Source organism: Flavobacterium haoranii, from assembly GCF_009363055.1.
Classification (GTDB): Bacteria; Bacteroidota; Bacteroidia; order Flavobacteriales; family Flavobacteriaceae; genus Flavobacterium; species Flavobacterium haoranii.
In genome coordinates, this window is record NZ_CP045292.1 from 386,229 (window position 1) to 409,167 (window position 22,939).

Here is a 22,939-nt window from a genome sequence, read left to right on the forward strand (position 1 = left end):
TACAAGACAAATTCAATTGTTTATCTTTGATAACTATGAAATTGAAAACTCTAATATTTTTTCTCGTTACTTTTTTTGTAAAAGCTAATTCTATTTTATTACCGATGGATGCTGAAGGGCAACAAAACCATTTGAAAGCTTACGGAATAACTTATTGGGTACTTACCAAAGATTATAAAGTAAATTGGCTTCTTAATTATAGAGGAGGTTCCTTTTTAATGCCCGATAGTGAGGAAATAAGAAAAGAATGTAAGATTAGGGGTGTTACATTTGAAATTATTTCTGATGGAGAAACGGCTTCAATCTTAAATGAAATTAGTAGTCCATCTCAAAATATGGAATCGGTTGTTTTAGAAAAAGCACCAAAAATAGCGGTATATACACCTAAAGGAAAACAACCTTGGGATGATGCTGTAACAATGGTTTTAACTTATGCTGAAATTCCATATACAGAAATTTACGATGAAGAAGTTTTAAGTGATCAATTATTATTGTATGAATGGTTGCACTTACATCATGAAGATTTTACAGGACAATATGGAAAGTTTTTTGGAGCGTACAGAAATGCACCCTGGTATATTGAACAAAAATTACAAGCCGAAGAATTAGCAAAAAAACTTGGTTATAATAAAGTCTCTGAAGAAAAATTAGCAGTTTCAAAAAAAATTAGAGATTACGTAATTGGTGGTGGTTTTATGTTTGCCATGTGTTCTGCAACAGATAGTTTTGATATCGCTCTGTCTGCTGAAGGTGTTGATATTTGTGAAACTATGTTTGATGGTGACCCAAGTGATGCTAATTATCAAGAAAAAATTGTTTACAACAATACATTTGCTTTTAAAAATTTTACACTAGAGAAAAGTCCAATTATTTATGAGTTTTCTGATATTGATACTACAAATGATAGACAAAACAAGCGAGTTCCATTTGAACAAGATTATTTTTCGTTAATGGATTTTTCTGCAAAATGGGATCCTATACCAACTATGTTGTGTCAAAATCACACTCAATTAGTGAAAGGTTTTATGGGGCAAACAACTGCTTTTAGTGGAGATAAAATTAAAAGTAACATTCTGAGATTAGGCGAATGTAAAATAAATGGTGAAGCAAGATACATTCATGGAACAATAGGTAAAGGAATGTTTACATTTTATGGCGGACATGATCCTGAAGATTATCAGCATAAAGTTGGAGATCCACCCACAGTTTTAGACTTACACCCTAACTCTCCAGGTTATAGATTAATTCTTAATAACGTATTATTTCCAGCTGCAAAAAAGAAAAAACAGAAGACATAATTTAGACAGATAAAAAACATGTATTGGTTTTCATTTTCAATTAGTTTAATCGGACTTTTATATTTATTCCTGAATACTTTTTTATTTGTGCGTTTAAAACGAACAAAAAAAGAAGTATCAAAGGTGTTTGTTTTCTATCTAATTACTTTATCGATTATTGAATTCTTTTGTAATCTTATCGGATTAATAAGTCCAAATTCTAATTTCTTTATTTCTCACTTTTATTTTGTTTCTCAATTTTACATATTAAGTTTTTTGTTTTACAGTTTATTTCATGAAAATAAGATTAAGCACCTCATAAAACTAGTTGCAATTGTTCAGACTATATTTTTAGTTTATACTTATTATTCAAATGTTGAGTTATTTTGTAATTTTAATATTTACGAAATTGTTTCTTGTTCGATAATTTTAATTTTTTATGGATTATTATTTATACTGAAGAACTTTGATACGGAACATCAGTATTTGAACTTTTCATTAGGATTGATCCTATATTTATCTTGTAGTATTTCAATTTTTGTATCGGGTAATTTTGATATGGTTTTGTGTGAGAAACCTTACATTGATATATGGATTTTTAACTCAATATTCTATATCCTGTTTCAATTTTTAGTTTACAGAGAATATCGATTTATTAAAAATTCATAATATATTTTCAATTATTGTAACTTATTATGATAAATTTGTTAGAAATTGTTTTTTTTATATATTTGAGCAAACTATAAAAAATGTCTTGTCCAAATTGTTACAGAAGAAAACGAAATAGAAAGTCATTAATAGACTACTTTCCAAAGTTAAACTACTTTGAGTGTTTTAATTGTAAAAAGAGATTTCTTTGGCTAACCATGTTAAATAAAAATTATTTTTTACAAAAAGAATCTTTAATTAAATAAAAAAGCCGCACTAAAGAGCGGCTTTTTTTATTTAAGCTAATTTGTTTATAAATACTTCAACACCTTTTTCATCATTACTTTCAGTTATGTAAGATGCAATTTCTTTTATTTTAGGATGGGCATTTTTCATAGCTACAGAAATACCTGCATTTTGAAACATTTCCAAATCATTAAGATAATCACCAAAAACTAAAGTTTCATCTTTAGAAATATTATGCGCATTTTGAATTAAGTTAATAGCAGTTCCTTTATTTACATTTAACTGCATAATGTCGACCCAAAACTCACCAGAAATTTTTATTTGAAGTTCCTCACTAAATTTCTCGAAAAAAGGATAAATATTTTCTTCAGCTCCATATGGATTATACAAAGCAATTTTGAAATAATCATCTTCTAAATTATCTAATAGATTATCTACAATTTCATATTTGTTATAGAACTCCTTGAAGAAGTTTACAAAATTTTCCTCTTTTTGTTCTATGTAAGCTTTTGTTTTTCCGCATAGTACAATATAAATATTAGGAAGCGTTCTTGTGTATTCAATAACTTTTTTAAGTAAATCTATATGAATAGATTTTACAAGAATTTCAGTACCATTTTTTCTAATGTAAGCTCCGTTCTCAGCAATAATTGTAATTTCATCAAGTATCGATTCAAATTTATCGGCAATACTATAGTATTGTCTTCCGCTTGCAGCAATAAATTTAATGTTGTTTCTTTTTAATTTATTGTAGGTTTCAAAGAATGTTGGTGTTAATTCATGTTTAGAATTTAACAAAGTACCATCCATATCGGTAACTACAAGTTTTATATTTTCTAATTTCATATAATATTGAAATAAAAATCCCACTCTAAGAGTGGGATTGATATATAAGTAAGATAAAGGTTTGACAAACGTTTATTATTTAACTTGGTTAACGATAGCTGCGAAAGCTTCTGGGTGGTTCATAGCTAAATCAGCTAAAACTTTGCGGTTTAACTCGATGTTGTTAGCTTTTACTTTCCCCATGAATTGAGAATAACTCATTCCGTGTAATCTTGCACCAGCGTTAATACGCATAATCCATAATGAACGGAAATTTCTTTTCTTTTGCTTTCTATCACGGTAAGCATACGTCATTGCTTTTTCTACCGCGTTTTTAGCTACTGTCCAAACGTTTTTACGTCTTCCAAAGAAACCTTTGGCTTGTTTTAAAACTTTTTTTCTTCTTGCTCTTGAAGCAACATGATTTACTGATCTTGGCATAATCTTTTAATTTTTTGTAGTAAGGCGGATTTTATCACTTTTAACCTGTGCTTTTAATTTGCACTTCAGTTGCCCACTCCAGGGTTATTAATAATTTAATAAAAAAACCGAGATTAGAATTATACTAATCTTAATTGTTCTTTCACACTTCTTTCGTCAGCTTTGTGAACTAAAGCAGAGTGAGTTAAAGCTAATTTACGTTTTTTAGTCTTCTTAGTTAAGATGTGACTTTTGTAAGCGTGCTTTCTTTTAATTTTTCCAGAACCTGTAACAACAAAGCGTTTTTTAGCTCCAGATTTAGTTTTCATTTTAGGCATTTTCTTCCTTTTTATTAACTTATCTTACTTATTATCTTCTTGTCATTCTGAATTTATTTCAGAATCTCAATTATTTTCCTTTCTTTTTAGGAGCAATGTACATAATCATTCTTTTACCTTCAAGAACTGGCATATTTTCTACTTTACCATATTCTTCTAAGTCTTGAGCTAAACGTAATAATAATATTTGTCCTTGCTCTTTATAAATGATTGAACGCCCTTTAAAAAATACGAATGCTTTTAATTTAGCGCCATCGCTTAAAAATTTAATAGCATTTTTCTTTTTGAATTCATAATCGTGCTCGTCTGTTTGAGGACCAAAACGAATTTCTTTTATAACTATTTGAGTAGATTTTGCTTTAAGCTCTTTATCGCGCTTCTTTTGTTGATACAAAAACTTCCCATAATCCATAATCTTGCAAACAGGCGGAGCAGCATTAGGAGAAATTTCTACTAAATCTAATTCTTGCTCTTCAGCCATTTTTAAAGCTTCGTTTGTGCGATAAACGCCTGGTTCAATATTGTCTCCTACTAAACGAACTTCTGGCACACGAATTTTTTCATTTATTCTGTGGGCGTCTTTTTTCTCTTCTCTTGGGTTAAATCCCCTGTTGTTTCTAATTGCTATGGCTATAAATTTTTAGTTAAACTTAAAATTGTTTTAATGTTTTATCAATTTCTACTTGAATCAATTGTGCAAATTCCTCAATAGTCATGCTTTGATTTGATTTTCCAGCATCACCATGACGTCTTACTGAAATTGTTCCATTTTTCTCTTCTTCTTCACCTACAATCAGCATGAATGGGAATTTTTGAACTTCAGCTTCACGAATTTTTTTCCCAATAGTCTCGTTTCTATTGTCAATTTGGGCGCGAATTTCGTGATTTTCTAGCAAATTTAAAACTTTTTGAGCATAATTTTCATATTTCTCACTCAAAGACAAGATAATAGCTTGCTCTGGCATCAGCCAAATTGGGAAATTACCTGCTGTATGTTCTAGCAAAATTGCTACAAATCGCTCCATACTTCCAAAAGGGGCACGGTGAATCATCACAGGACGATGTAACTCATTATCACTTCCTTTATAAGTTAAATCAAAACGTTCTGGTAAGTTATAATCTATTTGAATGGTTCCTAATTGCCAACTTCTTCCTAAAGCATCTTTAACCATAAAGTCTAGCTTCGGTCCATAAAAAGCAGCTTCACCAGATTCAATTACATAATTTAATCCTTTATCTTTTGCAGCACTAATAATTGCGTTTTCTGCTTTTTCCCAGTTTTCAACACTTCCTATATATTTATCAGGATTGTCTAAATCTCTAACCGAAACTTGAGCTGTAAAGTTTTCGAACCCTAAAGATCCAAATACATATAATACTAAGTCAATTACATTTTTAAACTCAGCGTCTAACTGATCTGGCGTACAGAAAATGTGTGCATCATCCTGAGTAAAGCCTCTTACACGTGTTAAACCGTGTAATTCTCCTGATTGCTCATATCTATAAACTGTACCAAATTCTGCATAACGTTTTGGTAAATCTTTATAAGACCAAGGTTTTGCATTGTAAATCTCACAGTGGTGAGGACAGTTCATTGGTTTTAATAAAAATTCTTCTCCTTCCGCTGGCGTATGAATGGGTTGAAAACTATCCGCACCATATTTTGCGTAGTGCCCCGAAGTTACATATAATTCTTTTTGACCAATATGTGGAGTAACCACTTGTTCGTATCCAGCTTTTTTCTGAGCTTTTTTCAAAAATTGTTCTAAACGATCACGTAAAGCAGCTCCTTTTGGCAACCATAATGGTAAACCTTGACCTACTTTTTGAGAAAAATGGAATAATTCTAATTCTTTTCCTAATTTTCTGTGATCGCGTTTTTTTGCTTCTTCTAACAAATGTAGGTACTCTGTCAAATCTTTTTGTTTAGGGAATGAAATACCGTAAACACGAGTTAACTGTTTGTTTTTTTCGTCACCTCTCCAGTATGCACCCGCAACCGAAAGGATTTTCATAGCTTTAATAATTCCTGTATTCGGAATATGTCCACCACGACATAAATCAAAGAAGTTAGAATGATCGCAAAAAGTAATCGTTCCGTCTTCTAAATTCGAAATTAACTCTGTTTTATATTCGTTATCCTTATATATATCTAATGCTTCTGCTTTTGTAACCGAACGCATTCTGAAATCGTGTTTCTCTTTCGATATTTCTAAAACTCTATCTTCAATAGCTTTAAAGTCTGCATCGGTAAATTTTTCATCACCAAAATCAACATCGTAATAAAAACCATTCGCAATAGCCGGCCCTAAAGTTAATTTAGCATTCGGATATTTTTCTTCAATAGCCTGAGCCATTACGTGTGAAGTAGAATGCCAAAAAGCTTTTTTACCTTCGTCGTCATTCCAAGTATATAATGTAAGAGAGCCATCGGTCGTTAACGGAGTAGAAGTTTCAATAGTTGTACCATTAAACGAAGCCGAAATTACATTTCTTGCTAAACCTTCGCTTATACTCAAAGCTACATCCATAGGAGTTGCACCTTGTGCAAACTCTTTAACCGAACCGTCTGGTAATGTTATCTTAATCATCATATTTAAATTAGGGTGCAAATATATAACATTACAAAATCACATACAATAATATATATAGGTATATATACAGGTATATTTTTATTACCTATATATAATAGTATTAAACATGGGTACTATATTAATATGTTTATTAGTTTTGATAATTCCATCATATATTATTACGAAGATATCACCGGTTAAAGTTATCCGATTCGATTAATTTTCATTTTTAAGCAGCACATTTATATTTTTTCAAAGGGAAATTTTACCCGCTGTTCATTATATCTTTTTTTATTTGGTCTTTTTTTTGGGGTTAAACGACAGTTTTAGAACTAGACATTTTGTTTTAAGAGCTTTTTTTAGGCTAAAAAAGGATGTCATTACCATCGGGGCTGAAAAAACGTGTGCAAAAAAAATCCTTATACTTATATATTATATAGTAGAGCTACTAAATATACAACAGTATTAAAAGCCTTAATAAAGGGTTTATAAAAAAAAGGTAAAAAAAAGTTTTTTGTAAGTTATTGTAATTCAGTGGTAAGAAAAAACTTTGCAAAAAAGGATAAAAAAAGGTTATAAAAAGTTTGCGAATACGGAAAAGAGTTCTACTTTTGCACCCGCTTTGATAAGGCAAAGAGTTCATAGAAATACTGAAAAACGGATTAAAAAATTTTTAAAAAAAAGTTTAAAAAAGATTTGGTTTGTAAGAAGTAAAGATAGTATCTTTGCCGTCCGCAAATGAGTCGTTAGACGAATTCACTGAACACAATTTAAAGATAGGTTTTAGTGAAGTAAAACGAGGAAGTTCTTTTAGAAAAATGACAAAAAAATAGGTTTGAAAAAAATTAAAAAAAGTTTCAAAAATATTTGCGAGTTAAAAAAGAAGTTGTACTTTTGCACCCGCTAAACGAAAGAATAGCGAAAGACATAGAAGAATACGTTCATAGACATATTGGATTGACAGCATACAAAATTAAGAGAGTAAGACTCGATTAGAATTAACCTAGCACTTATCGTACAATATTAAAAATACTACGATGAAGAGTTTGATCCTGGCTCAGGATGAACGCTAGCGGCAGGCCTAACACATGCAAGTCGAGGGGTAGAGGAAGCTTGCTTCCTTGAGACCGGCGCACGGGTGCGTAACGCGTATGCAATCTACCTTGTACAGAGGGATAGCCCAGAGAAATTTGGATTAATACCTCATAGTATTTTCGAATGGCATCATTTGATTATTAAAGTTCCAACGGTACAAGATGAGCATGCGTCCCATTAGTTAGTTGGTGTGGTAACGGCACACCAAGACGATGATGGGTAGGGGTCCTGAGAGGGAGATCCCCCACACTGGTACTGAGACACGGACCAGACTCCTACGGGAGGCAGCAGTGAGGAATATTGGGCAATGGTCGGAAGACTGACCCAGCCATGCCGCGTGCAGGAAGACGGCCCTATGGGTTGTAAACTGCTTTTGTACGGGAAGAAACCCTCCTACGTGTAGGAGCTTGACGGTACCGTAAGAATAAGCATCGGCTAACTCCGTGCCAGCAGCCGCGGTAATACGGAGGATGCGAGCGTTATCCGGAATCATTGGGTTTAAAGGGTCCGTAGGCGGTCTTATAAGTCAGTGGTGAAATCTCCTAGCTCAACTAGGAAACTGCCATTGATACTGTAGGGCTTGAATTTTTGTGAAGTAACTAGAATATGTAGTGTAGCGGTGAAATGCTTAGATATTACATGGAATACCAATTGCGAAGGCAGGTTACTAACAAACGATTGACGCTGATGGACGAAAGCGTGGGGAGCGAACAGGATTAGATACCCTGGTAGTCCACGCCGTAAACGATGGATACTAGCTGTTTGACGCAAGTTGAGTGGCTAAGCGAAAGTGATAAGTATCCCACCTGGGGAGTACGCACGCAAGTGTGAAACTCAAAGGAATTGACGGGGGCCCGCACAAGCGGTGGAGCATGTGGTTTAATTCGATGATACGCGAGGAACCTTACCAGGGCTTAAATGGGAGACGACAGTTTAGGAAACTAGACTTTCTTCGGACGTCTTTCAAGGTGCTGCATGGTTGTCGTCAGCTCGTGCCGTGAGGTGTCAGGTTAAGTCCTATAACGAGCGCAACCCCTGTTGTTAGTTGCCAGCGAGTAATGTCGGGAACTCTAGCAAGACTGCCGGTGTAAACCGTGAGGAAGGTGGGGATGACGTCAAATCATCACGGCCCTTACGTCCTGGGCCACACACGTGCTACAATGGCAGGTACAGAGAGCAGCCACTTAGCGATAAGGAGCGAATCTATAAAACCTGTCTCAGTTCGGATTGGAGTCTGCAACTCGACTCTATGAAGCTGGAATCGCTAGTAATCGGATATCAGCCATGATCCGGTGAATACGTTCCCGGGCCTTGTACACACCGCCCGTCAAGCCATGGAAGCTGGGGGTACCTGAAGTCGGTGACCGTAAGGAGCTGCCTAGGGTAAAACTAGTAACTGGGGCTAAGTCGTAACAAGGTAGCCGTACCGGAAGGTGCGGCTGGAACACCTCCTTTCTAGAGAAATGATAAGATGGTTAATAAAAAAGAGCTTTTACTCTCGCTGTTAGTTCAAAAAATAAGTTTTAAATACAGAGTCTCGTAGCTCAGCTGGTTAGAGTACTACACTGATAATGTAGGGGTCGGCAGTTCGAGTCTGCCCGGGACTACTAAATTTAAGACGAAGGAAATTCTGGAAGTTGAGAATTCAAAATTCGTAATTCTGAATTCATAATTCTGAATTTAAGAATGGGGGATTAGCTCAGCTGGCTAGAGCGCCTGCCTTGCACGCAGGAGGTCATCGGTTCGACTCCGATATTCTCCACGAATCACTAAGGTGATAGCAGTTCATTGACATATTGAGAAAAGAAAAACATAAGTAGAATAGAAAGCACAGTTTTGCATTTATATGTAAGACTAAAAGTACAATAAGCAAAATAAGGGCGTATGGGGGATGCCTAGGCTCTCAGAGGCGATGAAGGACGTGATAAGCTGCGAAAAGCTGCGGGGATTGGCACATACGAATTGATCCGCAGATATCCGAATGGGGCAACCCACTATGTTGAAGACATAGTACCCGATAGGGGGCGAACCCGCTGAACTGAAACATCTAAGTAGGCGGAGGAGAAGAAAACAAAAGTGATTCCGTAAGTAGTGGCGAGCGAACGCGGATTAGCCCAAACCAAAGTTGTTACGGCAATTTTGGGGTTGTAGGACCACGACATTTCTTGCGGATTGAATTAGAATAACCTGGAAAGGTTAACCAAAGAAGGTGATAGTCCTGTATAAGTAAGAGAAGATAAGGATAGTGGTATCCTGAGTAGCGCGGGGCACGTGAAACCCTGTGTGAATTTGGCGGGACCATCCGCTAAGGCTAAATACTCCTGAGAGACCGATAGTGAACCAGTACCGTGAGGGAAAGGTGAAAAGAACCGTGAATAACGGAGTGAAATAGATCCTGAAACCATACGCTTACAAGCGGTCGGAGCCCTTTAGTGGGGTGACGGCGTGCCTTTTGCATAATGAGCCTACGAGTTACCGTTGCTGGCAAGGATAAGGTATTAAGTACTGGATCCGTAGCGAAAGCGAGTCTGAATAGGGCGCCATAGTCAGTAATGGTAGACGCGAAACCGTGTGATCTACCCATGGGCAGGTTGAAGCTGTGGTAACACATAGTGGAGGACCGAACCGGTTGACGTTGAAAAGTCTTCGGATGACCTGTGGGTAGGGGTGAAAGGCCAATCAAACTCGGAAATAGCTCGTACTCCCCGAAATGCCTTTAGGGGCAGCGCTTATGGAGTTTATTAGAGGTAGAGCTACTGATTGGATGCGGGGGCTTCACCGCCTACCAATTCCTGACAAACTCCGAATGCTAATAAATGCTCATAAGCAGTGAGGGCATGGGTGCTAAGGTCCATGTCCGAGAGGGAAAGAACCCAGACCATCAGCTAAGGTCCCCAAATGTATACTAAGTTGAAAAAACGCGGTTTGTCTGCTTAGACAGCTAGGATGTTGGCTTGGAAGCAGCCATTCATTTAAAGAGTGCGTAACAGCTCACTAGTCGAGCGGACGAGCATGGATAATAATCGGGCATAAGTATACTACCGAAGCTATGGACAGATTAATCTGTGGTAGGGGAGCATTCTAAACTGGGTTGAAGGTGATCTGCGAAGATTGCTGGACTGTTTAGAAAAGCAAATGTAGGCATAAGTAACGATAATGCGGGCGAGAAACCCGCACACCGAAAAACTAAGGTTTCCTCAGCTATGCTAATCAGCTGAGGGTTAGTCGGGTCCTAAGGCGTACCCGAAGGGGGAAGTCGATGGCCAACGGGTTAATATTACCGTACTACTTATAATTGTGATGGAATGACGGAGTGATGAAAGCACCGCGAACTGACGGAATAGTTCGTTAAAGCACTTAGCTATATCTTTTATAGGCAAATCCGTAGAAGATGGTGAAATGCGATAGTACTCGGAGTCTTCGGACGATGGGATAGTGTGCCTAAGGGCTTCCAAGAAAAGTTTCTAAACTTAGATTATAAGTACCCGTACCGTAAACCGACACAGGTAGTTGAGGAGAGAATCCTAAGGTGCTCGAGAGATTCATGGCTAAGGAATTAGGCAAAATAGACCTGTAACTTCGGGAGAAAGGTCGCCACGCTCAGGCGTGGCCGCAGTGAAAAGGTCCAGGCGACTGTTTATCAAAAACACAGGGCTCTGCAAAATCGTAAGATGAAGTATAGGGCCTGACACCTGCCCGGTGCTGGAAGGTTAAGAGGAGATGTTATCTTCGGAGAAGCATTGAATTGAAGCCCCAGTAAACGGCGGCCGTAACTATAACGGTCCTAAGGTAGCGAAATTCCTTGTCGGGTAAGTTCCGACCTGCACGAATGGTGTAACGATCTGGACACTGTCTCAGCCATGAGCTCGGTGAAATTGTAGTATCGGTGAAGATGCCGATTACCCGCAGTGGGACGAAAAGACCCTGTGCACCTTTACTATAGCTTAGTATTGACCTTGGACACGTGATGTGTAGGATAGGTGGGAGACTTTGAAGCGGGTTCGCAAGGATTCGTGGAGTCATTGTTGAAATACCACCCTTTGCTTGTCTGAGGCCTAACCCCGCGGATGCGGGGACATTGCTTGGTGGGTAGTTTGACTGGGGTGGTCGCCTCCAAAAGAGTAACGGAGGCTTCTAAAGGTTCCCTCAGCACGCTTGGTAACCGTGCGTAGAGTGCAATGGCATAAGGGAGCTTGACTGAGAGACATACAGGTCGATCAGGTACGAAAGTAGAGCATAGTGATCCGGTGGTTCCGCATGGAAGGGCCATCGCTCAAAGGATAAAAGGTACGCCGGGGATAACAGGCTGATCTCCCCAAGAGCTCACATCGACGGGGGGTTTGGCACCTCGATGTCGGCTCGTCACATCCTGGGGCTGGAGAAGGTCCCAAGGGTTGGGCTGTTCGCCCATTAAAGTGGCACGCGAGCTGGGTTCAGAACGTCGTGAGACAGTTCGGTCTCTATCTACTGCGGGCGTTAGAAATTTGAGTGGATCTGATTCTAGTACGAGAGGACCGAGTTGGACTGACCTCTAGTGTATCTGTTGTCTCGCCAGGGGCACTGCAGAGTAGCTACGTCGGGAAGGGATAAGCGCTGAAAGCATATAAGCGCGAAACCCACCACAAGATGAGATTTCTTTTAAGGGTCGTGGAAGATGACCACGTTGATAGGCTATAGGTGTAAAGGCAGTAATGTCATAGCCGAGTAGTACTAATAACCCGTAAGCTTATGTACGCGTATCCCCCGCATTTTTGCGGGGGAACTTTCTTTCTGAATTATAAAATAGATTCTTTTCTCAATATGTTAAAATATTAGTGTTACTAATGTAACCAAAAATTTAAGGTGGTTATTGCGTCGGGGCTCACCTCTTCCCATTCCGAACAGAGAAGTTAAGCCCGATTGCGCCGATGGTACTGCATAACTGTGGGAGAGTAGGTCGCTGCCTTTCTTTTGAAAACCCTATCCATATCGGTTAGGGTTTTTTGTTTTTATATCTTTTTGTAAAATACTTTTTGAAATACAAATACCTCAAAATTTAGCCCCGATGGAAGCGGCATCCTTTTTTGAGTTACTTCCATTTAGCTCGAACTGACAAAAAAACAAAAAAGATACAGCGAACAGCGGGACAACTATTTATTTTTAAGCGATTGTGTGCTAATTAAAATTTTAAAATAGTATTATAGAATTGAATATGCTTTTTAAATTCGGAAATTCCTTCTTTAAAGCTTAAATAAGTTGCACCTTGTTTTTTGTTGTATTTGCTTATTTTGTATAAATAATGAAAATGACGGGTTAATTCTTTCCAACCGTACCATAAAGAATGATTTGGGTCATAAATGTGTGTTGGTTCGCTAATTGCACCATTGATTTCTACAATTTGGAAGTTTTTACCATTTTCTAATTTTTCAAATGAATCAAACATGATATCCATTCGACCATAGTGAAATCCGTTTATTTGATTACAAATGTTAGTAAAGGTTTCTTCTAATTTTGGAGTTATAAAGTGACTAAAATCAATAAATTTTGTGCCTCTACAATGGTTTCCGTAGGGAACAAGGTTTATAGATTCGTTTTCGGATAGAATTTGGTTTAGTTTATCACCATATTCTTTATGTAAAACTTCTAGCTGGAATTCGTAACGTGGATCTTTTAAAAGTAATTCTTTTATTGACTCTTTTCCGTTGCCTTTTAGGATTAAGAATTCTTTTGAAACAATTCCTGTAATTTTTCCTTTAGTTTGATTGGGAAGTTTTACATAAAACAATCCTATTTCATTAGTAAATGGAATAAATTCTTGAATAAGGAAGTTAAAATTTGCTTTCTTTGTATACGATAGTAATGTTTCTTTAGTATCTATTTTTTTTACAGCTGTTCCTCTCAAACCAGTATCGGGCTTTGCTATAAAGGGAAAATTTATATTATTTTCTTTAATTATGTTTATGATTTCATCTAGAGAAGTTTCTTTATTGATTAAAATAGTTTTTGGATAATATTGTTGTGGAATTAAATCGTAGATTTCTTTTTTAGACTCCATGAAAAATCCACCATTTTTAATAGTGGGATTTGAAGCGTTAAAATAAAAAAATGAGCGTGTTCTAAACGCGTAATATAAATATTGAAAATACACGGGTGTGTAAACCACTTGATAGGGCCAATATTCCCAGTGTGTAATCTTATGCCAAGTTAATCTTAGATTCATTCGTATAAATCTATATAATTGAGTTTTATTTTGTTATTTTCAATGTTAAATTGTGTAATACTTACTGTTTTTAAATGTTCATCACGTTTAATCACAATTGTATTATTCGAATCTTCTTCATCTTTAAATTGGTGAAAATCTAAAATCTCTTTTTTAGTTGCATTAGATTTACTTAAATATTCTTCAAATAAAAGTTTTCGATGTTCTCTAATTTCCTTTGAATACAATGTAGAAGAGGACCAAATATGAGCTTTGGTAACCGATAATTCTTTTGTAGATTTTTCTATTTCATTCCATTGCAGTTGAAATAGTTTTTTATTGTTGTATAAAACAATTGTAAAAGGTTCAATATCTTTTAAATCAATAGTTTGCCATTTTTTTAGAACATTTTCTGAATCAAAAATATCTAACAAAATAAGACCTCTACTTTTTCTATAATCGTTTCGATGATGATGTTTTTCTTCGGCGCCATTTAATAAAATTGCAACATTGGTATAATCGTGAACTATCCAAGTTCCGCTTGCTTTTGGATCTCTTGGGAAAACTAATTTTTTAAAGTTTCCTGAATATTCAATTGGTTTTATTGCTCTTCCTCTGAGAGTAGTTTCATCTCTATTAGAAGTTAAAATACAACCTTTTTTTGTGGGTACAAATGTTACTGTGCACATTTTAATCGGTATTCTATGGTTGAACGTGCTACACCAAAGTTTTCATTAATTTGAATCGTAGGAAATTTTAAAAGAGCTACTTTAATTAATGCTTGATGGTGAATTGAATGCTCTAAATTGTATAGTAATTCTCTAAAATAATTGGATTCAATGGACAAAAAGTTTTCTATAGTTCCTTGTTCAATTTGAAGTGTTTTATTTTCTTTATTAATTTTATTTAATAAAACTTCAATCGATTTTATAGCTTCTATGGTTTGTGTTTGTATAAGCAAATTTCGTTCTCTTAAATCGTAATTTATTTTACCATTTTGGTAATTGTTTATCAAACATTCGTACAATTCAATAATATGTCTAGTATGTTCTCCAATGCTAGCATTACTTAATTCTAAATGTTTAAATGAAAACTGTTCATCATTTAATTGATGAAGAAGTTCTAAAATTTCGTTCAGATTCTTTTGAACAGAAGTAACAAGCATACAATTAACTTTTTTGAAAAATACTAATTTTTTTTCGTTCTTCAAAAAGAACTAATCCAAAACATATTATTGTTATTATTGCTAAAGTAAAGAGTTGTCCACCTTCATGGTTTACATTTATACCTAATATGAAAATATGTGAAATTATTGCTCCAAACATGGTTCCGAAACCTAATATTGCTCCAAATCTAGATTTATTTGGAATTAAAATTAAAATTGATGCAATTAATTCAATAATTCCTGTTCCAATTCTACCAAAAGGTTCTGCGTGTAATTTTGAAAAAATAGCAACACTTTCTGGTGCTGCCGTGAATTTATAGAATAAAGTTTGAAGCATAATTATGGCAGGGAAAATGCGAATTATCCAATAAAAAATAACTTTCATTTTTATTACTTTTCAGGAATAAATTTTATCGAAACCGAATTGGTACAATATCTTTTTCCTGTAGTCTCTTGGGGTCCATCATCAAAGACATGACCTAGATGTCCGCCACATTTAGCACACATCACTTCAGTTCGAACCATCCCAAAACTTAAGTCTTGTTTATAAATAGTGGCACCTTTTATGGCTTTGTCAAATGAAGGCCAACCACAGTGCGAATCAAATTTTGTATTCGAATCAAATAATTTATTACCACAACCTGCACACACATAAGTTCCTTTTTCGAAATGGTCATAATATTCGCCTGTAAAAGCTCTTTCAGTTCCTTTTTCTCTTAATATTCTATATTCTTCATTAGAAAGTTGTGCTTTCCATTCTGCATCCGTTTTTTTTACTTCAAAATCCATAGTTTTTTTGTTTTGTGAGTTACAAGAGGTGAAAAAACTTAAACATAAAGTTAATAATAACTTTTTCATCTGTTTTAATATTTAATTGAATAAAAGCAATTTGTTTATACCAAAATTACAATTAAATGCATGAAACAAATGTTAGCTATTTTACAAAATTTACTTTTTTAGGTATTCGTTTCTAAATCATTAATGTAGTCTTCATATTCGTAAAAAAACAACTCAAAAGCACTCATTTTTTCATTAAAGAAATCAAATATTCTTGGCCAAGTATTTTTATTGTTAACACTCACATTATCAAGTTCAACCCAAATTCTACTTACTAATTTTCCATTTTCTAAATAGAAATTACGTTCAAAAATTGCATCTTCTAAAAAATCTTCAAGTAAGATAGTTTTTAGCGATTCTATTTTTTCGTAGTAAATTTTTCGAAGTTCCTCAGCAGCTGGTTCAATTTCTAAAAGCACTTGGGCTTTTTTATTATCTACGTAAAATTTAAAACTAAAATCTTTAATCTTAGTGTTGTATAATAACCATTTTCTAGGATATTCTTCTGCAAATGCAATCCAAAAGTCTTTTTTTATTTGTCGCGCTTCTTCTTTACTAAACATTTTGGCTCCTTTTTTTGATGAATTGTAAAAAAACTCCTAACTTTATGAGTTAAGAATTTAAAATTATGTTATTTCAGGATTTTATAAAATATATTCCAAAAATAGAAAAAGAAAAGTTGTTAGCCGAAGATGCGCATGCAAAAATGGCGCCTTTGGAACGAATTTCTTTTTTAAAGGAAGAAAATTATCTTGATAAAAATCCGAGATTAGCTGCTGTATTGATGTTATTTTATCCCAAATTTGGCGAAACACATTTAGCATTAATTGTAAGAAATACCTATCCAGGAGTACATTCATCACAAATAGGTTTTCCAGGTGGAAAAGTAGAAGACATAGATAAAGACTTGGCAGATACAGCATTAAGAGAAACACATGAAGAAGTAGGTGTACATCCTCAAAAGGTTGAAATTATAAAACCATTTTCTCGAATTTATATTCCGCCGAGTAATTTTTTAGTTTCTCCATATATGGGAATTTGTCATGAAGAAGTTTCCTTTATACCTGATATGGATGAAGTAAAAAGAGTATTAGAATTTCCTCTTTCATTATTTTTAGACGAAAAAAGTATCACAAAAGTAAAAATGACAACGTCATATGCAGTAGATATTGAAGTTCCTGCATTTGTTGTAGATAAATATATTGTTTGGGGTGCAACTGCTATGATGATGAGCGAGTTAAAAGAAACTATTAAAAGTGTCTTAAACTGCGAAGAATCATTTTGAAAAATGAATGGTTTTTATACATTTGCAACCCTTACCTAAAAAAATCAAATCATGGGATTATTTAAGAGAAATCCTTTTGGACATATATTGTTTTTAAAAAAATGGTTAATCCGGATAGCAGGAGCATTAACACATAAACGCTATAGAGGATTTAATCAGTTACATATTGAAGGTTCTGAAATTATTAGAAGTCTTCCAGATAGAAATGTTTTATTTATTTCTAACCACCAGACTTATTTTGCTGATGTAGTAGCAATGTTTCATGTTTTTAATGCAGCGTTAAAAGGAAGAGAAAATAATATTAAGAATGTAGGTTACCTGTGGAATCCTAAATTAAACATGTATTATGTTGCTGCAAAAGAAACCATGCAATCGGGATTATTACCTAAAATTATGGCATATGCAGGTTCAATTTCTGTAGAAAGAACTTGGCGTGCAGAAGGAAAAGATTTAGAAAAACACGAGCAAAAGCAAGTAAAATTATCTGATTTTAGAAATATTGAGAAAGCATTAAATGATGGTTGGGTAATTACTTTTCCACAAGGAACTACGCGTTCATTTAAACCTGTGCGTAAAGGAACAGCTCACATTATTTTGCATCATAAACCCATAGTTGTTCCTATTGTAATTGATGGTTTTCGTCGATCGTTTGATAGAAAAGGATTACGAATTAAGAAAAAAGGTATTTTGCAATCTTTTGTAATTAAAGAACCTCTTCAAATTGATTATGAAACCGAAACGGTTGATAGTTTAGTTGAAAAAATTGAATTTGCAATTGAACAACATCCTTCTCTTTTAAAAGTTATTCCAACAGAAGTTTTAGAAGAACAAGCGAAATTAGATCAAGAGCGACAATGGAGATATTAAAAAAAGATGCGATTTTAAAATCGCATCTTTTTTTATTTTACTGGTTCTACTTTATAACCTTGTTTTCGTAATAATTTTATAACACCTTCTTCTCCAGCTAAATGAGCAGCACCAACTCCAAAAAATGTTGGTTTATCTTTCATGGCTTTTTCCATTACCGGAATCCATTTTTATTTCTATCGTTTAAAATAGCTTCGTTAAATTGTGCATTTTCTTCATTGCTATTAGCATACATTTGTTCAATATCTTCTGCTAAATAAATTTTAGCCATTTGTTTAGCTTCTCTTTTTAATGTTTCATCGTCTTGATTCGATAATTCTAATAATTCAAGAAGTTGGTCTCTATTACTATAATTATCAACTACAGCATTATGATCTTCATTTGATTCTAAACCGAAAGTAAGTTCATTTTGTTCTTTTGTAACCTTTACAAGTTGACTTTCGATAGATTCTGCATCACATTCTAAGAAAAATGGATAAAGTAAATAGGAAATATTTATTGGTTTTACATTGTTCAATAATTCAATTGAAACACTCATGTACTTTTTTAAAAATACGTCTAACTTTTTGTATTCTTCTTCTGTTAATAAATCTTCTATGGTTTCGTTATTTTCCATAAAGAAATCTTCACTAGCGTTTAAAATACTAGGTTCATCTGTTAAATCAATCTCTAAATAAAGTTGAGAAGTTTTATCTAATGCACGAAGTGTTTTAGGAGTTAATGTAGGATCGCAAATTAAATGCATGGTTCCAAAAACATAAGAAGGTTTCTTTAAATTTTTGCCACTAACTTTCCACAGTAAGCTATTTTCTAATTTTTGGGCATTACTAAAAGTACTAAATAATAATAGTAGAAAAAAGATCGCTAGTTGAGTAAATTTAATGATAATTTGAACCATTTATATTTGATTTAATTATAAATCTATTTTCTTTAATTCGTTATAATTACTTAATAAACGTTTTAATAAAATTCCGTAGAGTAAACGATAAAACAACCAAATTAAGAATAAGAATACAAAACTTACTACTGCATAAAACAAAAATGCAATTACATAAAAAGTAGTTTCGTTCATGTTCTGAGTGACTTGGTCTACTAATTTTTGGATATTAGGATCGTATATAAATTGGAAGGTAAAAACAAGAATTAAAAGCACAAATGTCATTCCTAAGTTATACCAAACGTAGTATTTAACCATTTGTCTTGTATTGATAATGTTTTTCATTAAACTCTTTACACTATCAGTAGTATTAATGGTTTTGTAATTTTTATAGAATAAATATATAAAACAAGCAATCACGGCATAATTAAAAAAACTAATTATTGACATTGCAGTTTTTAAATGATACATTTCGAGCGTTTTTAAATATTTCTCATCTGATGTAAAAAAGTTTAAAACACTCCAAAATAAAATCTCCAAAATGCTAATAATTAAAATCCACTTCACAATGGAAGAAGAACGTTTGTGTAGCATTCTGTAAATTTGCTTTTCGCCAACTTGATTAAAAGAATTTTCTTTATTCTTCCAATCGCGCTTTAATATTTCTAATTCATCCATAAACTTACGGATTTAATATTTTTTTTAATTTTCCTTTTACTCTATTCATTTTTACACGAGCATTAACTTCACTTATTCCTAAAGTTTCAGATATTTCATTATAATCTTTATCTTCTAAGTACAAGAAAATAAGTGCTTTTTCAATATCGTTAAGCTCGTTTATTGCGCCATATAACAATTTTAATTGTTCTTCTTCTTCAAAATTGTATTCTTCCTGTTTAATCTTATGATAGGTACTATCAAATTCGATAGTGTCAAAAGTTTTTTTCTTTTTTCTATAAAGTGTAATGGCAGTATTTAATCCAACACGATATGCCCAAGTTGTAAATTTAGAATCACCTCTAAAGTTAGGATAGGCTTTCCAAAGTTGAATTGTAATTTCCTGAAACAAATCGTTATGCGAATCTTCATCAGAAGTATATAACCGACAAATCTTGTGGATTATATTCTGATTTTCTTGTAATTGCTTTACAAATTCTGCTTCTGAAGATGATTTCATATGGCTATAAGTAGTCGATAATCGTTTTTCGTTACAAAAAAAATTACGAATTGAAAATTACGAATTACAAATTAACGAATCAACAAATTTTCAAATCAAAATCGTATCTTTGAACGTACTAATCAGTATTACAAAATGAACATACCTCAATGTAGTTTTCCACGTGTAGTAATTATAGGTGGAGGATTTGCCGGAATTTCGTTAGCCAAAAAACTTCGTAATAAAAAACTTCAAGTTGTTCTTTTAGACAAACACAATTATCACAATTTTCAACCTTTGATGTACCAAGTAGCAACTGGCGGTTTAGAACCCGATTCTATTGCGTATCCTATTCGAAAAGTGGTGCAAGAATATGAAGATTTTTATTTTCGTTTAGCTGATGTTAAGGAAATTGATACAAAGGCTAAAAAAGTTATAGCTGATATTGGCGAATTGAAATACGATTACTTAGTTATTGCAACCGGCTCCAAAACGAATTTCTTCGGCAATAAAGAAATGGAACGCAATGCAATGGCGATGAAAACGATTCCACAATCGTTGAACATTCGCAGTTTAATTCTTGAGAATTTTGAACAAGCATTATTAACGAATGATATTAATGAACGCCATAGTTTGATGAATTTCGTTTTAGTTGGCGGTGGACCAACAGGAGTTGAACTTGCTGGTGCTTTAGCCGAAATGAAAAAAGCCATTTTGCCCAAAGATTATCCCGATTTAGATATTCGTAAAATGGAAATCAACTTAATTCAAAGTGGTGATCGCATTTTGAATACGATGAGTGAAAATGCCTCTGAAAAAGCTGAAAAATTCTTGATTGATTTAGGTGTTGAAGTTTGGAAAAATGTTCGCGTAACGGGTTATGACGGAAAAGTAGTAACTACAAATTCTGATTTAAAATTTGAAACAGCGACTGTAATTTGGACGGCTGGCGTGCAAGGTGCATTAGTTGCAGGTTTAGATGGTCATGCTTTAGTTGAGCGTGCCGATAGAATTAAAGTAAATGCCTATAACCAAGTGGAAGGTTATGATACTATTTTCGCTATTGGAGATATTGCGTTAATGTCTTCTGAAGAATATCCTCAAGGACATCCAATGATGGCGCAACCGGCTATGCAACAAGGCCGACATTTAGCAGAAAACGTACTTCGCTTGGTGAACAAAAAAGAAATGAAACCTTTTACTTATAACGATAAAGGTTCAATGGCGACAATTGGGCGTAATAAAGCTGTTGTAGATTTACCAAAGTTTCAATTTAGCGGTGTGTTTGCGTGGTTTGTTTGGATGTTTGTGCATTTATTCTCCCTAATCGGATTTAAAAATAAAGCCGTTGTTTTCTTAAATTGGGTGTACAATTACATTCGTTTCGATAGAGAAGCACGATTAATAATTCGCCCGTATAAGAAAAAGAAAATAGAGAGTTTTGTTAGTGATGAGATATGATTTAGTGAAAAGTGATTAGTAATTAGTGAAATGCTTTTTTGATGATTTATAATTTCAAGACTAACTTCAAGAAGTTTTTTTATATCCAATTCTATTTTGGGTCATTAGTGCTTTTTTATTAATGATTTTTTTTTCGGTCTAATTGCCCCAGATTTAGGAAAATTTTTAAAAGCATTTTTTTTAAATATTTTTATTTTGGGAATCTTTTTCGGGTTTTCATTACTTTATTTGTTATACAATCATTTGAATTTTTGTAAGTATCAGAGAATAGAAATCGAAAGATTATTTCATGGTGATTTTAAAATTAAAATTTCTAATAAAAAAAATTGTCATGAAATTTTAAGAACTGAAATAGAAAAGTGTATTGTATTTCAAAGTATACCTACTTATGAAAAACGCTCTGTGCTAATTTTTATGGGATTTCAATTTGAAATATTCTATTATAAATTAATTTTGAAAGATGGTACAATTATAAATATTTCAAGTTCTGTATGTGATCATTTTGAAAAATATATTAACACAGATAAAATTGAATACAAAAGAGTTTTCATGGCAGTTATCAAATATACTGAACACTAACTACTGAACACTGTCAACTCTCTCAAAACCAATCGCTAATCCCACAAACTTACTATAACTCACAATTCCTTCTTGTTGGTTGGCTTTTAAAAAGTTGTTGTAGAAAAATTCAAAAAAAGTATCAATAGGTGTGTGGTATTTTTCCCAAAAAGCTTCATGTTCGTCATAGTTTTTTACAACACCTTTGTTAAGCTTTTCAAAATACAATTTTCCTTTTCCTTCTTCTATTTGTTCTAAATTCGCTAAGCAATAGCGCGTAATAATACTATAAGCCGAATATTGAAAATACAAATCTTCATTATGTGTTGCCGTAACAAAACCAATAAAATTACATTCACTTTCGCTTCCAATTCCCACTTGGTGTCCCATTTCATGGCAAGTGGTCATCGGTAAAGTAAAGTTGGGTTTTAAGGTATTGACTTGCGCTTCATTCGTAAACGGATTCAAATAACCACCAAAGCCCATATAACTTAGCAAATATCGTAAAAGCGAAGGTTTAATGCTTTTGTTTTCGTACTGAAATTCTTGTAACGCTTGCGGTAAGTTTTTATAACCGTTTTGTGCCAATTCAAATATTTCTTCATTCGAATACGGAACATTCACTGCGGTAGAATCATTTCCAGATAATTGCAGTTGTAACGCATTTGTTTTGGCAATCATCTTTTCAGTAAAAGCTATTAATTCTTCCTCGGTGTATTCTTTTTCGATATTTAGTTTTTCATGTAACGGAATTCGGTAATAATTCATTCCCCATAACACGTGAAAGAAGAAATAGAAAACCGAAATCCAACTTAAAACGGTCAATCCGTTGGTTTTCCAATTTTTGAAAAAGCCTTTTCTGTTCATCCAAATCCAGCGAATCAATAAAATAATCAGTACGCTATAAATGATATCGCCAAAAGAAAACGGAATACTTCCAAAAACTGTTCGGTTGAACCAAGCTATTTTTTCATACCATCCTTTGCTGTAATATTCCTCAATAAATGCTGGAAATCGTCCGAGTGTTTTCACCACAACTATTTGAACCAATAAGAATAAAGGAAGGATGTATTTTCGGTTTATTTTTTGCATTATTCTATATAAAAATTTTCAACGAAGGTTTCTATTCCATA

At 33.8% G+C, this 22,939-nt stretch carries 18 protein-coding genes, 2 tRNA genes, 3 rRNA genes and 2 pseudogenes; 10 read left to right on the plus strand and 15 right to left on the minus strand.

Annotation, left to right across the window (positions count from 1 at the left end):
* The first annotated feature begins 35 nt into the window (after positions 1 to 35).
* A complete protein-coding gene (locus tag GCU34_RS01875) occupies positions 36 to 1,298 on the plus strand; it encodes an asparagine synthetase B (protein ID WP_072780274.1) in 1,263 nt (420 codons plus the stop codon).
* Between the two features lie 924 nt (positions 1,299 to 2,222).
* On the opposite strand, the gene GCU34_RS01880 is transcribed toward GCU34_RS01875, so the two are convergent.
* The 5 genes from GCU34_RS01880 to thrS all read right to left on the minus strand — a co-directional run bounded on the left by GCU34_RS01880 (position 2,223) and on the right by thrS (position 6,345).
* Positions 2,223 to 3,017 carry an HAD family hydrolase gene (locus GCU34_RS01880; protein WP_072780273.1) on the minus strand — a complete coding sequence of 265 codons (795 nt, stop codon included), beginning with the start codon at positions 3,015 to 3,017 and terminating at the stop codon, positions 2,223 to 2,225.
* Between the two features lie 75 nt (positions 3,018 to 3,092).
* The gene (gene rplT / locus GCU34_RS01885) at positions 3,093 to 3,437 is read right to left on the minus strand and encodes a 50S ribosomal protein L20 (protein WP_072780272.1); all 345 of its coding nucleotides are present in this window, start codon (positions 3,435 to 3,437) and stop codon (positions 3,093 to 3,095) included.
* Positions 3,438 to 3,556: 119 nt separating this feature from the next.
* Positions 3,557 to 3,754 (minus strand): 50S ribosomal protein L35, encoded by a 198-nt coding sequence (gene rpmI, locus GCU34_RS01890; protein WP_072780271.1) that lies wholly within the window; start codon positions 3,752 to 3,754, stop codon positions 3,557 to 3,559.
* Between the two features lie 70 nt (positions 3,755 to 3,824).
* Positions 3,825 to 4,376 carry a translation initiation factor IF-3 gene (infC, locus tag GCU34_RS01895; protein WP_072780270.1) on the minus strand — a complete coding sequence of 184 codons (552 nt, stop codon included), beginning with the start codon at positions 4,374 to 4,376 and terminating at the stop codon, positions 3,825 to 3,827.
* A gap of 28 nt (positions 4,377 to 4,404) precedes the next feature.
* Positions 4,405 to 6,345, minus strand: a complete 1,941-nt coding sequence (gene thrS, locus GCU34_RS01900) for a threonine--tRNA ligase (RefSeq protein WP_072780269.1) — start codon at positions 6,343 to 6,345, stop codon at positions 4,405 to 4,407.
* 73 nt (positions 6,346 to 6,418) lie between these two features.
* Here thrS and GCU34_RS13790 point away from each other — a divergent pair.
* The 6 genes and pseudogenes from GCU34_RS13790 to rrf all read left to right on the plus strand — a co-directional run.
* Positions 6,419 to 6,547: pseudogene (locus tag GCU34_RS13790) on the plus strand (ABC transporter permease); the annotation flags it as partial.
* 814 nt (positions 6,548 to 7,361) lie between these two features.
* Positions 7,362 to 8,877 (plus strand): 16S ribosomal RNA (locus tag GCU34_RS01905).
* A 78-nt stretch (positions 8,878 to 8,955) separates the two neighbouring features.
* Positions 8,956 to 9,029: transfer RNA gene (locus GCU34_RS01910), tRNA-Ile, on the plus strand.
* A gap of 81 nt (positions 9,030 to 9,110) precedes the next feature.
* Positions 9,111 to 9,184 (plus strand) — tRNA-Ala (locus tag GCU34_RS01915).
* A gap of 101 nt (positions 9,185 to 9,285) precedes the next feature.
* Positions 9,286 to 12,156 (plus strand): 23S ribosomal RNA (locus GCU34_RS01920).
* Positions 12,157 to 12,260: 104 nt separating this feature from the next.
* Positions 12,261 to 12,370 (plus strand): 5S ribosomal RNA (gene rrf, locus GCU34_RS01925).
* The 16S, 23S and 5S rRNA genes sit together here with 2 tRNA genes alongside, the layout of an rRNA operon.
* Positions 12,371 to 12,580: 210 nt before the next feature.
* Here the strand turns inward: rrf and GCU34_RS01930 are convergent.
* The 6 genes from GCU34_RS01930 to GCU34_RS01955 form a co-directional block, all read right to left on the minus strand.
* The gene (locus GCU34_RS01930) at positions 12,581 to 13,621 is read right to left on the minus strand and encodes an ATP-grasp domain-containing protein (RefSeq protein ID WP_072785606.1); all 1,041 of its coding nucleotides are present in this window, start codon (positions 13,619 to 13,621) and stop codon (positions 12,581 to 12,583) included.
* The gene (locus GCU34_RS01935; protein ID WP_072785595.1) at positions 13,618 to 14,289 is read right to left on the minus strand and encodes an NRDE family protein; all 672 of its coding nucleotides are present in this window, start codon (positions 14,287 to 14,289) and stop codon (positions 13,618 to 13,620) included. The genes GCU34_RS01930 and GCU34_RS01935 overlap by 4 nt, the downstream gene beginning before the upstream one ends.
* Entirely contained in the window at positions 14,277 to 14,765 is a 489-nt protein-coding gene (locus GCU34_RS01940) for a DinB family protein (protein ID WP_072785628.1), read from the minus strand. The genes GCU34_RS01935 and GCU34_RS01940 overlap by 13 nt, the downstream gene beginning before the upstream one ends.
* Before the next feature lie 4 nt (positions 14,766 to 14,769).
* On the minus strand, positions 14,770 to 15,150 hold the full coding sequence (locus GCU34_RS01945; RefSeq protein WP_072785594.1) for a DoxX family membrane protein: 381 nt from the start codon (positions 15,148 to 15,150) through the stop codon (positions 14,770 to 14,772).
* Positions 15,151 to 15,155: 5 nt separating this feature from the next.
* A complete protein-coding gene (msrB, locus tag GCU34_RS01950; RefSeq protein ID WP_072785591.1) occupies positions 15,156 to 15,623 on the minus strand; it encodes a peptide-methionine (R)-S-oxide reductase MsrB in 468 nt (155 codons plus the stop codon).
* A gap of 98 nt (positions 15,624 to 15,721) precedes the next feature.
* The gene (locus tag GCU34_RS01955; protein ID WP_072785589.1) at positions 15,722 to 16,165 is read right to left on the minus strand and encodes a DUF4268 domain-containing protein; all 444 of its coding nucleotides are present in this window, start codon (positions 16,163 to 16,165) and stop codon (positions 15,722 to 15,724) included.
* 65 nt (positions 16,166 to 16,230) lie between these two features.
* Between GCU34_RS01955 and GCU34_RS01960 the strand changes: the two genes are divergently transcribed.
* Entirely contained in the window at positions 16,231 to 16,887 is a 657-nt protein-coding gene (locus GCU34_RS01960; RefSeq protein ID WP_072785578.1) for an NUDIX hydrolase, read from the plus strand.
* 51 nt (positions 16,888 to 16,938) lie between these two features.
* Positions 16,939 to 17,754 (plus strand): lysophospholipid acyltransferase family protein, encoded by an 816-nt coding sequence (locus GCU34_RS01965; RefSeq protein WP_072785576.1) that lies wholly within the window; start codon positions 16,939 to 16,941, stop codon positions 17,752 to 17,754.
* A 32-nt stretch (positions 17,755 to 17,786) separates the two neighbouring features.
* Here GCU34_RS01965 and GCU34_RS01975 read toward each other — a convergent pair.
* The 3 genes and pseudogenes from GCU34_RS01975 to GCU34_RS01985 form a co-directional block, all read right to left on the minus strand.
* Positions 17,787 to 18,652: pseudogene (locus GCU34_RS01975) on the minus strand (TraB/GumN family protein).
* Positions 18,653 to 18,667: 15 nt separating this feature from the next.
* Positions 18,668 to 19,309: an ABC transporter ATP-binding protein gene (locus GCU34_RS01980; protein WP_072785572.1), complete on the minus strand. Its 642-nt coding sequence runs from the start codon at positions 19,307 to 19,309 to the stop codon at positions 18,668 to 18,670.
* Positions 19,310 to 19,313: 4 nt separating this feature from the next.
* Positions 19,314 to 19,808 (minus strand): RNA polymerase sigma factor, encoded by a 495-nt coding sequence (locus GCU34_RS01985; protein ID WP_072785571.1) that lies wholly within the window; start codon positions 19,806 to 19,808, stop codon positions 19,314 to 19,316.
* A 135-nt stretch (positions 19,809 to 19,943) separates the two neighbouring features.
* Between GCU34_RS01985 and GCU34_RS01990 the strand changes: the two genes are divergently transcribed.
* Positions 19,944 to 21,248: an NAD(P)/FAD-dependent oxidoreductase gene (locus tag GCU34_RS01990; RefSeq protein WP_072785569.1), complete on the plus strand. Its 1,305-nt coding sequence runs from the start codon at positions 19,944 to 19,946 to the stop codon at positions 21,246 to 21,248.
* A 579-nt stretch (positions 21,249 to 21,827) separates the two neighbouring features.
* Here the strand turns inward: GCU34_RS01990 and GCU34_RS01995 are convergent.
* Positions 21,828 to 22,898 carry a DUF3810 domain-containing protein gene (locus GCU34_RS01995; RefSeq protein WP_072785566.1) on the minus strand — a complete coding sequence of 357 codons (1,071 nt, stop codon included), beginning with the start codon at positions 22,896 to 22,898 and terminating at the stop codon, positions 21,828 to 21,830.
* Positions 22,899 to 22,939 lie beyond the last annotated feature (41 nt).